This window comes from Mycobacterium sp. SMC-13 (genome assembly GCF_045311035.1).
Lineage (GTDB): Bacteria > Actinomycetota > Actinomycetes > Mycobacteriales > Mycobacteriaceae > Mycobacterium.
In genome coordinates this window covers 16434-32380 of sequence record NZ_JBJIAI010000009.1, presented here as the reverse complement: position 1 = coordinate 32380, position 15947 = coordinate 16434, and the positions used below count along the sequence as shown (strand labels likewise).

The window sequence follows — 15947 nt, the reverse complement described above, 5'->3', positions numbered from 1 at the left end:
CCTGAATCAATGCTGCGAGACGTCGGCGCTGCCCTCCTCGGGTGGCCAGTGGTGCCCCTGTGACGCCGCGCCCGGGTCGTGGAAGTCGCCGCGTGACAACGGCACCCACTGCTCGCTCGCTGCGGCCTGCTCGGCGGGGAAATCTTCCAGATCGCCGAACGGCTGCGCGTCCCACATCGCGAACGTCAGCGGTGTCCGGAGCCAGCTGTACAGCAGCAGATAGGTCGCTTCGAGCGAATCGAGGTGCGTGCGCTCCCAGCCGTGACTGCCGTCGAGCCCGAATCCGACGAGCGCGGCGCGCGTGGCCGCGCCGGCCTCGATCGCCGCCGCCACGTCCGACCGGTAATACCGAAAGATGTCGCGGGCGTAGGTGATTCCCTTTTCCTGCGCCAGCTTGCACAGCTTGCGGGTCAGGTAATAGTCGAACGGCCCGTGCATGTCGGCCATCGGGATGGTGACGCCGTGCTCGAGGGACTGCTGGCCGGGCGCGCACACGGCGTTGTCGACCGACACCAGCTCCGCGACATCGGGCGGCAGGCCGTGACTGGCGCCGTGGCCGACCTCCTCGGTGATCGTCACCATGAGCGTGGTCCGGTGCGGCAGCACGATGTTCCCCTCGGCGACGACCTTGGCCAGCGTCAATGCGATGGCCACACCGGCCTTGCCGTCGAGGTGGCGGGAGACGACGAAGCCGTCCTCCGTCAGCTCGGGGCTGGCGACCAGCGCGACGAAATCGCCGACGTTGAGGCCGAGCTTTTCGAGATCCGCGCGCGATGACACGCTGCGGTCGACGCGGACCTCGACGTCGTCCCAGCTGGTCGGCTGCGTATCGATCTCATCGCCGAACGCGTGACCACTCGCCTTGAGCGGCATCACGGTTCCGGTGAAGAACTGGTCATTGTCGTCGGGCAGGATGCGGACCCGGGCGCCGGTCGCGAACCGCGCCGAGAAGGTGCCGACGGGCACGAGCGCCAGCCGGCCGTTGTCCTTGAGTTCGCGCACCATGCAGCCGATGGTGTCGGCGTGCACCACGATGGCGCGGTCGGTGGTCTGCGACCGCCCCGGCAGTTCGGCGATGAGTGCACCGCGCCGGGTCAGCGTGAACGGCACGCCGAGTTTCGTCAGGGTCTGGCCGATCAGTTGCATCACGGCATCGGTGCGACCCGAGGGGCTCGGCGTCTGCAGCAGCGCCAACAGGGTGTCGACCATCCAGCCCCGGTCGTCCGGCGACATCCGTACGTTCTCGGCATCGTCGGGCTCAGCCATCATCTCTCCAAATGTCAGTGTTGCTCGATCGGGTCGGGATGCCAGGCCCAGGGCGTCGCTGCGGTTCGCGGGAACAGCAGATCGATGAACGCCTGTGCGGTCGGCCGCGGCTCGTGATTGGCCAGGCCGGGCCGCTCGTTGGCTTCGATGAAGACGTACTCCTCGCCGCTCACCGACGGCACGATCAGATCGATCCCGGTCACCGGAATCTCGATCGCAGCGGCCGCGTCGACCGCCACTTTCGCCAGCATGGGGTTGAGTTCGTCGGTGACGTCATGAATGGTTCCACCGGTGTGCAGGTTCGCGGTGTGCCGCACGATGAGGCGTTCGTTGGCGGGCAGCACATCGTCCAGCTGCCAGCCCGCCTTGTGCACGGTGTCATCGGTGACGCTGTCCAGCGGGATCACCGACTCCCCGTGCGTGGCCACCGACCGGCGCCGGCTCTGCGCTTCGATCAGCTGGCGGATGGTGTGGGTGCCGGTGCCGATCACCTCGGGTGGCCGGCGGAGGGCGGCGGCGATCACCTTGCCGTCGATGACGATGATGCGCAAATCCTCACCCTCACAACGCTCTTCGATGAGAACGTCGGGGCAGTGCTGCACGGCGAGCCCGATGGCCCGGTTGAGTTCGTCGGGTGTGGTGACCCCGACGGTGATGCCCGCGCCCTGTTCTCCGCGGGCGGGCTTGACGACAGCGCTGCCCACCTTCTCCAGGAAGCGGCAGTCCTCGTCGGTGAATGTCGCAGTGCAGCCTTCCGGTATGCGGATGCCGGCCTCGGCGACGACGGATCGGGCGATGCGTTTGTCGTCACACCGGCTCATCGCCACTGCGCTGGTCAGCTCGGACAACGATTCGCGGGTGACGATGCTCGTCCCGCCATGGGTCAGCCGGAGGTAACCTGCCTGCGCGTCGAGCACGTCCACCGCGATGCCGCGCAGGATCGCCTCGTCGGCGATGATGCGCGCATACGGATTCAGCTGGGCCAGTTCCTCTTCCGGCTTCACCGGGGCGAACAGCGCTTCGTTGATGGCGTTCTTGCGTTTGATTCCGAGCACGGCGGGGACACGGGCGAAGCCGATGCGCTCATACAGCGCGATGGCACCGTCGTTGTCGTGCAGCACCGAGAGATCCATCTGTGCCCGTCCCCGCCGGACGAACTCCTCGATCAACGAGCGCACCAGCAGGCCGCCGGTGCCGGGCCGGGTCACGGCCGGATCCACCGCGAGGCACCACAGGCTGGAGCCGTTCTCCGGATCTCCGAACAGCTGGCGGTGGTCGATGCCGGTGACCGTGCCGACGACCTGTCCGGTCGCGTCGTCGACGGCGACCAGGTACACCACCTGCGGTGCGGTCTGGCTGTTGGTCCACATGAGGTCACTGTCGGCCGGCACCATGTGGCACCGCACGTAGATGTGGTTGATCGCCACGCAGTCCTCGAGCGAATTCACCTGGCGCACGGTCAGTCCCGGTACGTCGGGCGGCCGGTACTGCATGGGCTTCGTCAGGTCGAGGCGGTAGGTGAAACTGGGGTCGATGAAGAATTCGTGGGAGTGCAGTGCCACGAAGACATGCGGCGCGTCGAGGTACATCCCGATGTCACGGCGCCCGCTGCCCTCTTCCCGCAGCGCGGTGCCGAACGCGTCGGGGTCGTGGAAGGTCTGACCGAAAACCAGCCGCCCCCAACCCATGTCCTGTATGACACCCTCGGCCCTGTCGGTGGTTTCCGTTGTCGTCATCGGCCTGCTCCGTCGACGTGGTTGGCTAGCCAGAGTTCCAGCAATCCGATCTGCCACAACGGGTTCCCCCGCAACGGGGTGAGATTGCCGTTGGGATCGTCGAGCATCCCGGCGACCGCGTCGGGAGCGAACAGACCACGGTCACGCGCGGCCTGGCTGTGCAGCGCGTCGCGGACCAGGTCGAGGTAGGGACCGGCGAGATGCTTGAGCGCGGGCACGGGGAAATAGCCCTTGGGCCGGTCGATGACGTCGGCCGGGATGACCTTGCGCGCAGCGTCTTTCAGGACGCCTTTACCGTCCTGGGCGGTCTTGAGTTCCGGCGGGCACGTCGCCGCGAGCTCGACCAGCTCGTGGTCGAGGAAGGGCACGCGGCCCTCCAGCCCCCACGCCATGGTCATGTTGTCGACGCGTTTGACCGGGTCGTCGACGAGCATGACGGTGGTATCGAGGCGCAATGCCCGATCGGTCGCGGTGGCCGCGCCGGGATGGCTGAAGTTCTGCAGCGCGAAAGCGCCCGCGGAATCGTGCTCGAGCCGCCATTGCGGTTGCAGCAGGCGGTTGACCGCGTCGTGGCTGCGGTCGAAGAACGCCGCGCGGTAGTGCCGCTGCGCGTCGGCCGGATCGTTGTCGACGGCCCGCGCCATCGGCGGGTACCAGTGATAGCCGGCGAAGATCTCGTCGGCGCCCTGTCCGGACTGCACGACCTTCACATGCTGGCTGACCTCCTGCGACAGCAGGTAGAACGCCACGCAGTCGTGGCTCATCATGGGCTCGCTCATGGCTTCGATGGCACCGGAGAGCGCAGGCAGCATGCGCGAGGAGTCGATACGGATCTGGTGGTGGTCGGTGTCGAACTGGCGGGCGATGATGTCCGAGTACTTGAACTCGTCGCCCTCCTCGCCACCGGCGGATTCGAATCCGATGGAGAAGGTGGCCAGGCCGTGCTGGCCGGCTTCGGCGAGCAGACCGACGATCAAGCTGGAGTCCAGGCCACCGGACAGCAGGCAGCCCACCGGCACGTCCGCGACCAGGCGGCGCTCGACCGCGGTGCGCAGTGCCGCCAGCACCGCGTCCCGCCAGTCGTTCTCGGTCCAGTCGGCCCGCTCGAGCGACCGCTCGAAAACCGGTTCCCAGTACGTCGTTTCCGTGCGCTTGCCGTCCCGTTCGATGCGCATGACGGTGCCCGGCGGCAGCTTCTGCACACCACGCAGGATGGTGCGCGGGGCGGGCACGACCGAGTGAAAGCTCAGATAGTGTTGCAGCGCAACAGGATCGAGTTCGGTATCGACACCGCCGGCAGCCACCAGCGCCGGGAGTGACGACGCGAAACGCAGCGCTCCCCCGTCGGCTTCACACCAGTACAAGGGCTTGACGCCGAGGCGGTCACGCGCCAACAGCACCCGGCCCGATTCGATCTCCGCGACCGCGAAGGCGAACATCCCGTACAGGTGCTCGACGACGCGTTCACCCCACTCCTGGTACCCCTTCAGCACCACCTCGGTGTCGCTGTGCGAGAAGAAGCGGTATCCCTTGCTCGAAAGTTCTTGGCGCAGTTGGGGATAGTTGTAGATGCACCCATTGAAGACGACGGTGAGGCCGAGCTCCGGATCGTGCATGGGCTGGTGTCCGTGACTGGACAGATCGATGATGGCCAGACGCCGGTGACCCAACGCCACCCCGTCCCGCACCCATAGTCCGCTACTGTCCGGGCCCCGCGGTGCCATGCGGTCGGTCATGGCAGCAACCGCCGCCAGATCAGCACCACGGCCCCAGGCGATTTCGCCGGCAATGCCGCACATGGTGGAAGTCAGCTCCCTTGGTGGACGTCTCCGGCTCCACCGTACCCGATGTGCACCGTCGACGTGCGGATGATTCAAATTTGTTCTGCTGCAATATGTTTGCTCGCGAAGCTCTCAGCGATCCGATTTACGGCCACGAAAGTGCCCGTGCCGCTGACTGCGCTCCCGCAGCGTCATCTGGCGTTTCCTGTTGATTTCCAATCGATTTCGGGATGCAGGGTCCGGTTAGCCGGCTACCGCCTTGCGCGGTAGCCGACTAACCTCGTCAAAATGTCTGTGCCACTACCCCGTTGGACAGTGGGATACGCGCGCGGACCACGCAATTGCGTCCGCTGCCGTCGGCGCCTCTGTACCGATCGCCGCCACGCGTCGAATCGACCGTATTGAGTTGTCGCTCGCGTCCGTCAAGGACTGCTCCCCTCCATGGCTCCGCTCGATCAGCTCAGGGCAGGCGCTGCCCTCGGCTTCACATACCCGGGCACGGGCCGGCCGAAACCTCCGAGCCGCAAATTGGGGAAAATCGCAGGCACACTGGTCAGGTGATCGATTTCCGCGGGTACCTGCTGGTCGCCGCCCTGCTCGCCACGACCGCCCTGACGCTGGTCCTCGGGATCACCGATCCCGAGGCGCCGCTGTCCTACCCGACCCGGTTCCTGGTGTGGAACATGTTCCTGGCCTGGATCCCGGTGCTGTTCGCGGCCGCGTTTGCCGCGGTGACGCGGCGCCGCTGGCTGCTTCCGCTGGGGCTGGGCTGGCTCGCGTTCCTGCCGAACGCGCCATACCTGGTCACCGACCTGGTCCACCTGGGTGAACGGGACGAGCTGTGGCGCCACGTCCTGCAGTACGGGTTCGCGGCGTGGACCGGCATCCTGCTGGGCACCGTGTCCCTGTTGCTGGTGCACAAGAGGATCGATCGCGAGTTCGGACCTATCTGGGGCTGGCTGACCGTGGTGACGTCCGTGGGTCTCTGTGCGATCGGCGTCGTGATCGGCCGGTTTCAGCGCTGGAACTCCTGGGACCTGGTCACCCGGCCCCACGCGGTCGTGGCGGCCACGTTCGAGTGGGTGCGCTCGCCACTGTCGTACGTGCAGTCCACCGGGGTCGGGCTGGCGGTCGCCGCGTTCTTCGGATTGGCCTACGTGACCGTCTGGGCGCTGGGCGGCGCATCCCGCCCGCTGGTCAGCGCGAGTCCAGGAAGGTGATGACCGCCAGCACCCGGCGGTGATCTTCACCGGTGTCGGGCAGGTTCAGCTTGCTGAGAATGCTGCGCACGTGCTTCTCGACGGTGCCTTCGGTCACCCAGAGCTGATGTGCGATGCCGGCGTTCGACCGGCCCTCCGCCATCAGGGCCAGCACTTCGTGTTCGCGTTCGGTCAACACCGCCAGCGGGTCTTCCCGGCGCTGGGCCGCGAACAGCTCCTGGACGAGGGCGGGGTCCACCACCGATGCGCCGCCCGTGATGCGGTGCAGCGTCTCGAGGAAGTCGGTCACATCGATGACGCGGCTCTTGAGCAGGTAGCCGATACGCTGACCGCCGCCGAGCAGTTCCATCGCATGCTCGACGTCGACGTGTGCCGACAACACGAGGATCGCGACATTCGGCAGCTCGCCGCGGATCACCTTGGCGGCGTCCAGACCCTCGGTCGTGTGCGTCGGTGGCATGCGGATATCGGTCACCACCAGGTCGGGGACGGTGTCCCGGACCAAGGCGAGCAGCTCGTCGCTGTCACCGGCCTGCCCGACGACGGTGAAACCCGCGCCGCTGAGCAGGCTCGCCACCCCTTCCCGAAGCAGCACGTCGTCGTCGGCGACGACGACGCGTGTCCCCTCCCGTGCGCCCACTGCGTCCACGTATGTCCTGTTCGTCTCGATCCTGGCCGCCGTGCCGTCAGACGCCGGACGTGCCGCTCATTGCGTTCATCTTGCCTGGCCCCGGTCCCGAGTCGCTCGCGGTCCGGTGAATCGGCCCGGGACCCGCTGACCGGGGCCGGGCATTGCAGCTAGCCCTACCCCCTATTTGGGCGCTGGCATCGACGACACCGGCGATGCCGCGGAGCAATCTGGATACCAGCCGGACACGGCCAACCGAAGAATTCAGAACACCGAAAGCTGGTAGAGGACAATGCATATCACCCGCACCCGGATCATCCCGCTGGCCGCGACCGCCGCTGCGGCCCTGGCCATCGTCGCCGCCCCGACCGCGGCGGCCGCGACCCTGCCCACCGGATCCACCGTCACCCAGAGCAGCGGCAACGCCCAGATCGTGGCGACCCCGGGCCCGGCAGCCCAGGAAGCCGGCCAGTTGCAGCAGCCGTTCGGCGGCGACTACGGCTTCCTGCTGTTCCACAACCACTGACCCGATCCCGACCCCTAACCGTCCGACCGAAAGCGAGCACCGATCATGAAGAACTCCCTGAAGCGCGCCACCGTCTGGTTGGCCATCGCCGCGGTCGGCGGGGCACTCGTGGTGGCACCCGTCGCCGCCGCGGACACCAACCCGACCGTTCCCTCCGGCACCGACACCTACAGCCAGTACGTGAACGGCGAACACAACACGAACGCGCCGGCAGGCCACGTCGATCAGTCGTTCTGACGCTTCCGCCAACTCGCCGTCTGCGCCGTCCTGACCGCGGTTAGGGTCGTGACGAGATCAGGCGACCAGACGGGAGGCGGCCGATGAACCCGGCACGATGGAATCCGGCTGTCTCCACCCCGCCGTGGTACATCGGCCTACTCGTCGCGGCGGGACTGATCGCCGCCGAGGTCGGGGTGGTGCAGCTGCTCCGGGATCCGCCGCCGCACAGCACCTACGCCATCGTCTTCATGTTCGGCGTGCTGGTCATGAGCGCGGGCTGGGGCCTGGGCCTGTCACTGCTCACCACCGTCGCCAGCACGTTCGCCTATCTGTGGGTGCATCTGGACGGCGGCCCGCTCTTGCCCCTCAAGCCCATCGACGTTCTCACCGTGTCGGTGTTCCTGCCCATCGCCGGGATCGCGAATGTTCTTGGCTGGCAACTGCGTAACCGCGCCCGCGACGCCTACCAGAGCTGGCAGGTCGCCACCGAGGCCACCGAGCGCGTGCGCGAACTCGCCGACCAGCAGGGGGCGCTGCGGCGGGTCGCGACGCAGATCGCCGAAGGCAGATCACCGTCCGACGTCCTATCGGGCGTTGCCGACGAAGTCGCCGCGGTGCTGCACGTCCGCAACGCCGGGCTTGTCCGATTCGAGCCGGGCGGCACCGCGACTCTCGTTGCGGCACACGATGAGCCCGGACTCACGGCCGTCTCCGTCGGGACCACGTTGCCCCTCGACGGCGACGGCGTCATCGCCAAGGTCCGCTCGACCGGCCGCCCGGCGCGTATGGACATCCAGGACGGTGCCAGTGGTTCGACACTCCGCGACCTGGGGCTGTACGCGTGCGTCGGCGTACCCGTCACCGTCGACGGACAGCTCTGGGGCGCAATGATTGTCGGCACATCCGGTCCGGATGCACTGCCCGCCGACACCGAGGACTGTCTGAAGGACTTCGCCGAACTCATCGGCACGGCCATCGCGAACGCGCATGCGCGCGCCGAGCTCGTCGCGTCCCGCGCCCGCATCGTCACCGCCGCCGACAACGCCCGGCGCGGCATCGAACGCGACCTGCACGACGGCGCCCAGCAGCGCCTGGTCACGCTGGCCCTGCAGGTGCGCACCCTCGAGATGGCCATCCCGCCGGATCCCGCCGAACTGCGGTCCCGCCTCGCCGGCATCGGCGACGGACTGCGTACCGCGAGCGACGAGCTGCGCGAGCTCGCGCACGGGGTCCATCCCGCGATCCTGTCGCGCGGCGGGCTGCGTCCGGCACTGCGCGATCTTGGCCGGCGCGCACCGCTGCCCGTGGAGGTCAACGTCGATGTCCCGGCGCGGCTGCCCCAGGCCGTCGAGATCGCCGCGTACTACACCGTCGCCGAAGCCCTCACCAACGCCGCAAAGCACGCGCAGGCATCCGTGGTCACCGTGAACGTCCACACCGACGCGACATCGCTGCGCATCTCGGTCGCCGATGACGGGGTCGGTGGTGCGAACCTCGACGCCGGCAGCGGTCTGGTCGGCCTCGAGGACCGGGTGGCCGCACTCGGCGGCAAGCTCCACCTGTCCAGCACCGTGGGCGCCGGCACCACCCTGGTGGCGGAGATGCCGCTGAAAGAGGCCACCGCCGTCGGCACAGATGGCAGCTAGCAGGAATGCCCCGACTGCATCACCCGCGCGACAATGAAGTACATGACGAACGGACGATCTCTGCGATGCGTCATCGTCGATGACAACGCCGACTACCTGGCCGCGGCGACAGCACTGCTGCAGCAGGGCGGCATCGACGTGGTCGGTACGGCGCGGTCGCTCTCGGACGGAATGCACACCGTCGAACGGCTGCGGCCGGACATCGCGCTGGTGGACGTGAACCTGGGCGAGGAGAGCGGATTCGACCTTGTCGCCCAACTGAATTCCCATGCGGGCACCGCCACCGTCATGGCCATCCTGACTTCCACCTTCACCGAACTGCCCGTCGCCGAGCTGACGGACTCGCCCCCGAGGTTTCTGCCGAAACTCGATCTGTCGGGCGACGCGATCCGCGCCCTCATCGCCTGACGGCCCGAGCCGCACCCGGCCGCGCCACACAGCCGAAACGGCCCGGCCCCCGCCAATGTCACCCCTCGATACCGCCTTCTCATCGAAAACCCTTGGAAGGCAGAAACACTGGTCTGGTGGAGCCGGGCCGGTCGCCGGGCGCGCGATCAGAGAGGCTGATCCAGCGCGCCGGCAGACTGGTTGGCCTCGTCGCGGTCTGCGCCGGCGACAGGTGCCAGCGTCAACGCTCCGATGGCGGCGACAGCGGCCAGCCACGGGGCGAAGTGCTTGACGGCGATCTTCATGGTCGGCACGTCCTTTCAGGTCGGTGGCCGGTATTCCGGCGTGCTTCCATCGTCGGGCCTGACCTGCACGTTTGTCGCTCCCGCAGGCACCCGTTGTGCCCTTGCAGCTAGCGGGTACACGAAGACGATCCGTGACGTCGCCCACGAGGGCCGCGCGCCCATCGCGGTTGAAGCCAGGTACGCGCTGAGGCCGTCTGAGGTCCCTGAGTTCGGTAACCGACGGCAGATTGCCGCCGTGATCGACGTCAGGGACGTCGTACCTCTTCAGCGGTCAGTACCGGCGGCCGAGCACCCGCCGCCGACGGGCACTCGCCGCATGGCACGGGGTCGGTCCCGTCACCGGCATCCTCACTGCCGACGACGGGGCGGTGTACCCGTTGGACCGCGCGTACATCATCGGTCGCAACCCGATGATCGACCCCGCGGGGGTGCCGGCGCAGGCAACGTCGACAAATCCGCCCAGCGGACCAGTCCGGTCCATGAGGGCCGCGATCTCGATACAGTCCGACGATGCACGCCGCCGCGCTGAACCGTCTGGCCGATGCCCTGCCCGACGGCGCGCTGATCACCGACCCCGACATCATCGAGCGCTACCGCCGAGATTCGGCAGCCGACCCGAACGCCGGCACCCCCGTCGCCGTGGTGCGCCCCGCCGGTACCGCTGACGTGCAGCAGGTGCTGCGGTGGGCCGCCGAACACCGCGTCGCCGTGGTACCGCGCGGCGCCGGATCGGGCCTGTCCGGCGGGGCCGACGCCGTCGACGGATCCATGGTGCTCAGCACCGAACGGATGCGGGACATCCGGATCGATCCGGCCACCCGGACAGCCGTGGTGCAGCCGGGCCTGACCAACACCGAGGTCAAGCGCGCGGCTGCCGAACACGGTCTGTGGTACCCGCCGGACCCGTCGTCCATCGACATCTCGTCGATCGGCGGCAATGCCGCGACCAACGCGGGCGGCCTGTGCTGCGTGAAGTACGGCGTCACCGGTGATTACGTGCTCGGCATGGAGGTCGTGCTGGCCGACGGCACGGCGTTGCGGCTGGGTGGTCCGTTACTGAAAGACGTTGCGGGACTGTCGTTGACGAAACTGTTCATCGGATCCGAGGGCATTCTGGGGGTCATCACCGAGCTGACGCTGCGGTTGATCCCGGCTCAGCCGCCCGCGTCGACCGTCGTGGCTTTGTTCGACTCCGTCGAGGATGCCGCCAACGCGGTGGTCGCCATCACCGGTGAAATCCGGCCGGCCATGCTGGAATTCATGGATCACGCGAGCATCAACGCCGCCGAGGACCACATGCGGATGGGCCTGGACCGGTCTGCCCGGGCGATGTTGTTGATGCAGTCCGACGCGCCGGGGGCCGCAGCGGAAGAAGTGGCGACGATCGTGCGCAACTGCGAGAAGTGCGGTGCCACCGAAGTTTTCGCCACCGATGATCCGGCCGAGGGCGCCGCGTTCACCGCCGCCCGCCGCGGCATGTTCGGCGCGGTCGAGAAGCTCGGCAGCTTGCTGCTCGAGGACGTGGGCGTCCCGATACCGCAACTTCCCGCGTTGGTCACTGGGGTCGAGGACATCGCCGATACCTGCGACGTGCAGATCTACATGGTGGCGCACGCCGGCGACGGCAACACCCATCCGATCATCGTGTACGACCCCACCGACCCCGACGCCACCGACCGCGCCCAGCGCGCGTTCGCCCGCATCATGGAGCTGGCCATCGGGCTCGGCGGCACCATCACCGGCGAACATGGCGTCGGACGGCTGAAGCGGGACTGGCTACCCGCTCAGCTGGGCGACGACGCCATGGCCCTGACCCGGCGCATCAAAGACGCGCTGGATCCGCAGGGTATTCTCAACCCCGGTGCGGTGCTGCGCTAGTCACCTCGACGTGGGCCCGGACCCGTCCGGCGTCGTCGCACCAGCCCTTGCTCGCGGCGTATGCCAGCATGCCGGCCAGGTTCTGCCGCCATTGGTCGTCATCGCCCCGGCCGGCCAGGTCGGTCAGCACGTCCGGCGCGATCCAGGCGTGCTCGGGTATCTCGATGACCACATTGAAGGCCGTGAAGTCGTCCGGTTCACGCACCTCGACGACTGGCGGGATTCCGGTGGGGTCGATGTGCAGGTACATTCGCGCTCCTTCGTTGACAGGCGCCGCCGATTGTGTGCGGGATCACCGGCCGCTGACGGCACGTGTCCCACCCCGTGGGGCGAAAAGTCGATCTCACGTGCGCGTCGCCTGGCGGTAACCAACGATCCGTACAGTCGCTGGCATGTCCGAAGAACCCACGAGCCTCGCCGAGCAGACCTTCCGGGATCTGCTCACCGCGGCCATCACGCGGGGAGACCGGCCGCCACCCACCACGATTCTGGGCCCGACCTGCTGGATTGCGCTCGACGCGCTGGCCCGCGAGCACCCGGACGCCACGCCCGAGCGCGTCGTCGCGGCATACGACGCGTTCGCGATCGAACATCAGGGCATCGACGGAACCGAGAACGACGTCGAGGCCGAGGTCGATCCCACCACGGCGCGGGCCACCGAATACGCCGCCATCGACGCGCTGGTGGCGCAACTGACCATCACCTACCCGAACATCGACCCCCGGACGGTGCGGGCCGTTGTCCGCCGGATACACGCCGATTTCCACGATCACGCGGTGCGGGACTTCATCCCACTCTTCGTGGAGCAGGCTGCGCACCGGAAACTCGCCTAGACCGACCTGCTTCGAGAGCGGCACCGCCCTGGCAAGGTAGTGCCCGTGTCCACTCACCTGACCGACGAAGAGGCCCTGCTCGTCGCGACCGTGCGCGCGTTCATCGACCGCGACGTCAAGCCCACGGTGCGCGATGTCGAACACGCCAACACCTACCCCGAGGCGTGGATCGAACAGATGAAGCAGATCGGCATCTACGGGCTCGCGATCCCCGACGAGTACGGCGGTTCCCCGGTGTCGATGCCGTGTTATGTCGAAGTGACGCAGGAACTCTCACGCGGGTGGATGAGCCTGGCCGGCGCCATGGGCGGTCACACCGTGGTGGCCAAGCTGATCGGCCTGTTCGGCACCGAGGAACAGAAGCAGACGTACCTGCCGCGCATGGCCACCGGTGAACTGCGCGCGACCATGGCGCTGACCGAACCGGGCGGCGGCTCGGATCTGCAGAACATGTCGACCACTGCCCGCCGGGACGGCACCGACCTGGTGATCAACGGATCCAAGACGTGGATCAGCAACGCGCGCCGCTCGGGGCTGATCGCACTGCTGTGCAAGACCGACCCGTCCGCCGAGCCACGGCACAAAGGCATTTCGGTGGTGCTCGTCGAACACGGTCCCGGGCTGACGGTGTCACGCGATCTGCCCAAGCTGGGCTACAAGGGCGTCGAATCCTGCGAGCTGACGTTCGACGGCTACCGCACGCCCGCGTCGTCGATCCTCGGGGGCGAGCCCGGCAAGGGCTTCGGCCAGATGATGAAAGGCCTTGAGACAGGCCGGATTCAGGTGGCCTCGCGTGCGCTCGGCGTCGCGACCGCGGCGTTGGAGGACGCACTCGACTACGCGCAGGAACGCGAGAGCTTCGGGCAACCGATCTGGAAGCACCAGTCGGTGGGCACCTACCTGGCGGACATGGCCACCAAACTCACCGCGGCGCGCCAGCTGACGCGGTATGCCGCCGAGCGCTACGACAGCGGCGAACGCTGCGACATGGAAGCGGGCATGGCCAAGCTGTTCGCATCCGAGATCGCCATGGAGATCGCGCTCAATGCCGTCCGGATCCACGGTGGCTACGGCTATTCCACCGAATACGACGTCGAACGCTACTTCCGCGACGCCCCGCTGATGATCGTCGGCGAAGGCACCAACGAAATCCAGCGCAACGTCATCGCCGCGCAGTTGGTCGCCCGCGGTGGGCTCTGATGGATAAGGGACGCGCCGGCAACGTCATCGGGTTCGTCCTCGCCGCAGCCGTCGTCGGTGCGTTGACCGGTCTGGCGGCGGGCAGCTTCCGCGTGCTGCTCGATTACGCGACACAGTGGCGCGCCTCGCTGTCGCAGTGGTCTCACGGAAGTTGGTGGGGCCCAATCGTCGTCGTCGCCATCTGTGCCGCCTGCACCGCGCTGGCGGCGTCGCTGGTCCGCCGCGTCGAACCGTTCGCCGAGGGCAGCGGTATTCCGCGCGTCGAGGCAGTGGTCGCCGGCCGCGCCGAACCGGGCCGGTTCCGAATCCTGCCGGTCAAGTACGTCGGTGGACTGCTGGCCCTCGGCTCGGGCCTCGCCCTCGGCCGCGAAGGGCCGTCGGTACAGATGGGCGGTTCCATCGCCGTCATCGTCGCCTCGGCGACCCGCCGTCCCCAAGCTGATCTGCGCATCCTCGCCGCCGCCGGTGCGGCCGCCGGCCTGGCGACCGCGTTCAACGCGCCGATCGCCGGCGGGGTGTTCGTCCTGGAGGAGCTCGTCAAGCGCTTCGACCCGCGCACCACCGTCGCCACGCTGGTCGCCTCGGCGTCCGGCTTCATGGCGGCCTACCCATTCGTCCGCTCGGGCAGTGAATTCGAGGTGCCGGCCCTGGCCGATCCGGCGCTGGCCGACTCCGGGTGGATACTGGCCGTCGGCGTGCTCACCGGAGTCCTGGGGGTGCTCTACAACAAAGCCATCATGTTCGGCCTGCGCACCGCCGATACCAGCCGCTGGCCGGTCGAGGTCCGTGCCGCACTCATCGGCGCCGGCGTCGGTGTGCTGGTCTGGTACTCCCCCAACCTCGCAGGTGGCGGCGACCACCTCACCCAGGAAGCGCTGCTGGGCCACGGCGCCATCGGTGCCGTCACGGCGGTGCTGGTGCTGCGTTTCGTCCTGGGCGTGGTCTCGTATGCCGCGGGTACACCGGGCGGCCTGTTCGCACCGATGCTCGTCCTCGGCGCCGATGTCGGACTGATCGTCGGCCTGATCGCGACCCATGTCGCGCCACAATCGGCGCCTGCTCCGGCGGCCCTTGCCCTCATCGGCATGGCAGCGTTCTTCACCGCCACCGTCCAGGCGCCGGTGACGGGCCTCATCCTCGCCACCGAACTCACGGGCAGCGCGAACCAGCTGCCCCCGATGCTCGGTGCCTGTGCGACGGCGCTACTGGTCGCCATCGCACTCGGCTCGCGACCGATCTACGACCTGCTCACCGACCGGGCAGCCGCTGCCGCCACAGCCGCGAAAACGTAGCTCAGCGCAGATTTCCGGCGTATCTGCTTGCCAGCGCGCCGATTTCGATGAGCCACAGCAGGGTGTCGCGGGCGGTTTCCTCGAACGGCCGCGCGACGATGCCGAGGTCCTCCGTGGTGGGCGACGTGTCGAAGCGGGTGTCCCGCTCGGCGACCTCGACGGTCTCGACGTCCGCGGGGAGGTGGATGTCGTCCGGCAGCACCTTGTTGAGCAGTTCCACGAAACGGCTGAAGGGCTTGGCCACGATGGACGGCGTCGTCACAAATGGCAGCCAGCGTCCGGTAATCTTGTGCAGCGTGCCGTGCATCAGGTCCCCGGTCAGGTGATGGCCGGGCACCACATAGCGACGCGGTCCGTTGCCCCGCACCATGCATGCGGCAACGACATCGGCGACATCGCGGACATCGACGTAGTGGGCACCGCCCCTCGGCCACACGGGAAGCCAGCCCTTCACGATCCAGGTGAACAGCTCGACCTGAGTCCCCAGATACGGATCGTGCGGCCCCAACACGCCACCGGGGTACACCGACACCACGGGAGCCCCGCCCGACTGGAATGCTCGAATCTGTACCTCTGACTCACGTTTCGACTTGGCGTACGGCAGGTCGACGTCGCCCAGCGGCAGGTCGGGTCCGCCGCCGTCGCTACACGTGAGGGCCACCGTCGACGAAATGTGCACGATGGGGTCGAGACCGCGTTCCACGGCACCGCCCACGACCAATTCCGTTGCGCGCAGGTTGGTCCGGGTGATCTCGGCGGCTCGGCGCGCGTCGAGACTGAACACGGCGGCCGCGTGGACGACGGCGTCGACACCGTCGAGTCCGGCAGCTACCACCTCGTGGTCCAGCACATCACCGACGACGATGTCGTCGACCGAAACACCCAGCGGTTCAAGTGATATCGGCACCTGCTCCGCCCGCCGAACCAGCATCCGCACGTCGTGTCCGTCACGGATCAGCGCGGCAACGATATGCGCTCCGACAAAGCCCGTCCCCCCGGTCACCAGAACCTTCATCGTCCGTCCTTCCCC

General features: G+C 67.9%; 16 protein-coding genes. 9 read left to right on the top strand and 7 right to left on the bottom strand.

Annotation, left to right across the window (positions count from 1 at the left end):
- Positions 1–6 precede the first annotated feature (6 nt).
- Genes ACJH6I_RS14935 through ACJH6I_RS14925 form a run of 3 tightly spaced genes read right to left on the bottom strand, consistent with a single transcriptional unit; the run spans position 7 to position 4801 of the window.
- Positions 7–1269 carry an osmoprotectant NAGGN system M42 family peptidase gene (locus ACJH6I_RS14935; RefSeq protein WP_212814308.1) on the bottom strand — a complete coding sequence of 421 codons (1263 nt, stop codon included), beginning with the start codon at positions 1267–1269 and terminating at the stop codon, positions 7–9.
- An 11-nt stretch (positions 1270–1280) separates the two neighbouring features.
- The gene (gene ngg, locus ACJH6I_RS14930) at positions 1281–3002 is read right to left on the bottom strand and encodes an N-acetylglutaminylglutamine synthetase (protein ID WP_212814305.1); all 1722 of its coding nucleotides are present in this window, start codon (positions 3000–3002) and stop codon (positions 1281–1283) included.
- Positions 2999–4801, bottom strand: coding sequence for an N-acetylglutaminylglutamine amidotransferase (locus tag ACJH6I_RS14925; protein ID WP_318984928.1), 1803 nt, complete (start codon positions 4799–4801; stop codon positions 2999–3001). Before ACJH6I_RS14925 ends, ngg begins: the two co-directional genes overlap by 4 nt.
- A 539-nt stretch (positions 4802–5340) precedes the next feature.
- Here ACJH6I_RS14925 and ACJH6I_RS14920 point away from each other — a divergent pair.
- A complete protein-coding gene (locus ACJH6I_RS14920; protein WP_318984927.1) occupies positions 5341–6003 on the top strand; it encodes a DUF1361 domain-containing protein in 663 nt (220 codons plus the stop codon).
- Here ACJH6I_RS14920 and ACJH6I_RS14915 read toward each other — a convergent pair.
- Positions 5981–6643 (bottom strand): response regulator transcription factor, encoded by a 663-nt coding sequence (locus ACJH6I_RS14915; RefSeq protein WP_318984926.1) that lies wholly within the window; start codon positions 6641–6643, stop codon positions 5981–5983. The genes ACJH6I_RS14920 and ACJH6I_RS14915 overlap by 23 nt on opposite strands.
- Positions 6644–6923: 280 nt before the next feature.
- Between ACJH6I_RS14915 and ACJH6I_RS14910 the strand changes: the two genes are divergently transcribed.
- The 4 genes from ACJH6I_RS14910 (at position 6924) to ACJH6I_RS14895 (ending at position 9430) form a co-directional block, all read left to right on the top strand.
- Positions 6924–7157, top strand: a complete 234-nt coding sequence (locus ACJH6I_RS14910; RefSeq protein WP_318984925.1) for a hypothetical protein — start codon at positions 6924–6926, stop codon at positions 7155–7157.
- A 45-nt stretch (positions 7158–7202) separates the two neighbouring features.
- Entirely contained in the window at positions 7203–7394 is a 192-nt protein-coding gene (locus tag ACJH6I_RS14905) for a hypothetical protein (protein ID WP_318984924.1), read from the top strand.
- Between the two features lie 83 nt (positions 7395–7477).
- The gene (locus ACJH6I_RS14900; protein WP_318984923.1) at positions 7478–9022 is read left to right on the top strand and encodes a histidine kinase; all 1545 of its coding nucleotides are present in this window, start codon (positions 7478–7480) and stop codon (positions 9020–9022) included.
- Positions 9023–9064: 42 nt separating this feature from the next.
- Positions 9065–9430: a response regulator gene (locus ACJH6I_RS14895; RefSeq protein ID WP_318984922.1), complete on the top strand. Its 366-nt coding sequence runs from the start codon at positions 9065–9067 to the stop codon at positions 9428–9430.
- 146 nt (positions 9431–9576) lie between these two features.
- Here ACJH6I_RS14895 and ACJH6I_RS14890 read toward each other — a convergent pair whose 3' ends face one another.
- Positions 9577–9714: a hypothetical protein gene (locus ACJH6I_RS14890; protein ID WP_318984921.1), complete on the bottom strand. Its 138-nt coding sequence runs from the start codon at positions 9712–9714 to the stop codon at positions 9577–9579.
- Positions 9715–10224: 510 nt separating this feature from the next.
- Between ACJH6I_RS14890 and ACJH6I_RS14885 the strand changes: the two genes are divergently transcribed.
- Positions 10225–11592, top strand: a complete 1368-nt coding sequence (locus tag ACJH6I_RS14885; RefSeq protein ID WP_318984920.1) for an FAD-linked oxidase C-terminal domain-containing protein — start codon at positions 10225–10227, stop codon at positions 11590–11592.
- On the opposite strand, the gene ACJH6I_RS14880 is transcribed toward ACJH6I_RS14885, so the two are convergent.
- Positions 11567–11842, bottom strand: coding sequence for a hypothetical protein (locus ACJH6I_RS14880; protein WP_318984919.1), 276 nt, complete (start codon positions 11840–11842; stop codon positions 11567–11569). The two genes, ACJH6I_RS14885 and ACJH6I_RS14880, sit on opposite strands and share 26 nt — an antisense overlap.
- A gap of 142 nt (positions 11843–11984) precedes the next feature.
- Between ACJH6I_RS14880 and ACJH6I_RS14875 the strand changes: the two genes are divergently transcribed.
- The 3 genes from ACJH6I_RS14875 to ACJH6I_RS14865 are packed head-to-tail and all read left to right on the top strand — an operon-like array spanning position 11985 to position 14917.
- Complete coding sequence (locus tag ACJH6I_RS14875) at positions 11985–12425, top strand: three-helix bundle dimerization domain-containing protein (RefSeq protein WP_318984918.1); 441 nt, start codon at positions 11985–11987, stop codon at positions 12423–12425.
- 45 nt (positions 12426–12470) lie between these two features.
- On the top strand, positions 12471–13625 hold the full coding sequence (locus tag ACJH6I_RS14870) for an acyl-CoA dehydrogenase family protein (protein WP_318984917.1): 1155 nt from the start codon (positions 12471–12473) through the stop codon (positions 13623–13625).
- The gene (locus tag ACJH6I_RS14865) at positions 13625–14917 is read left to right on the top strand and encodes a ClC family H(+)/Cl(-) exchange transporter (RefSeq protein WP_318984916.1); all 1293 of its coding nucleotides are present in this window, start codon (positions 13625–13627) and stop codon (positions 14915–14917) included. Before ACJH6I_RS14870 ends, ACJH6I_RS14865 begins: the two co-directional genes overlap by 1 nt.
- A 1-nt stretch (position 14918) precedes the next feature.
- On the opposite strand, the gene ACJH6I_RS14860 is transcribed toward ACJH6I_RS14865, so the two are convergent.
- Positions 14919–15932, bottom strand: a complete 1014-nt coding sequence (locus ACJH6I_RS14860) for an NAD-dependent epimerase/dehydratase family protein (RefSeq protein ID WP_318984915.1) — start codon at positions 15930–15932, stop codon at positions 14919–14921.
- Between the last annotated feature and the right edge of the window lie 15 nt (positions 15933–15947).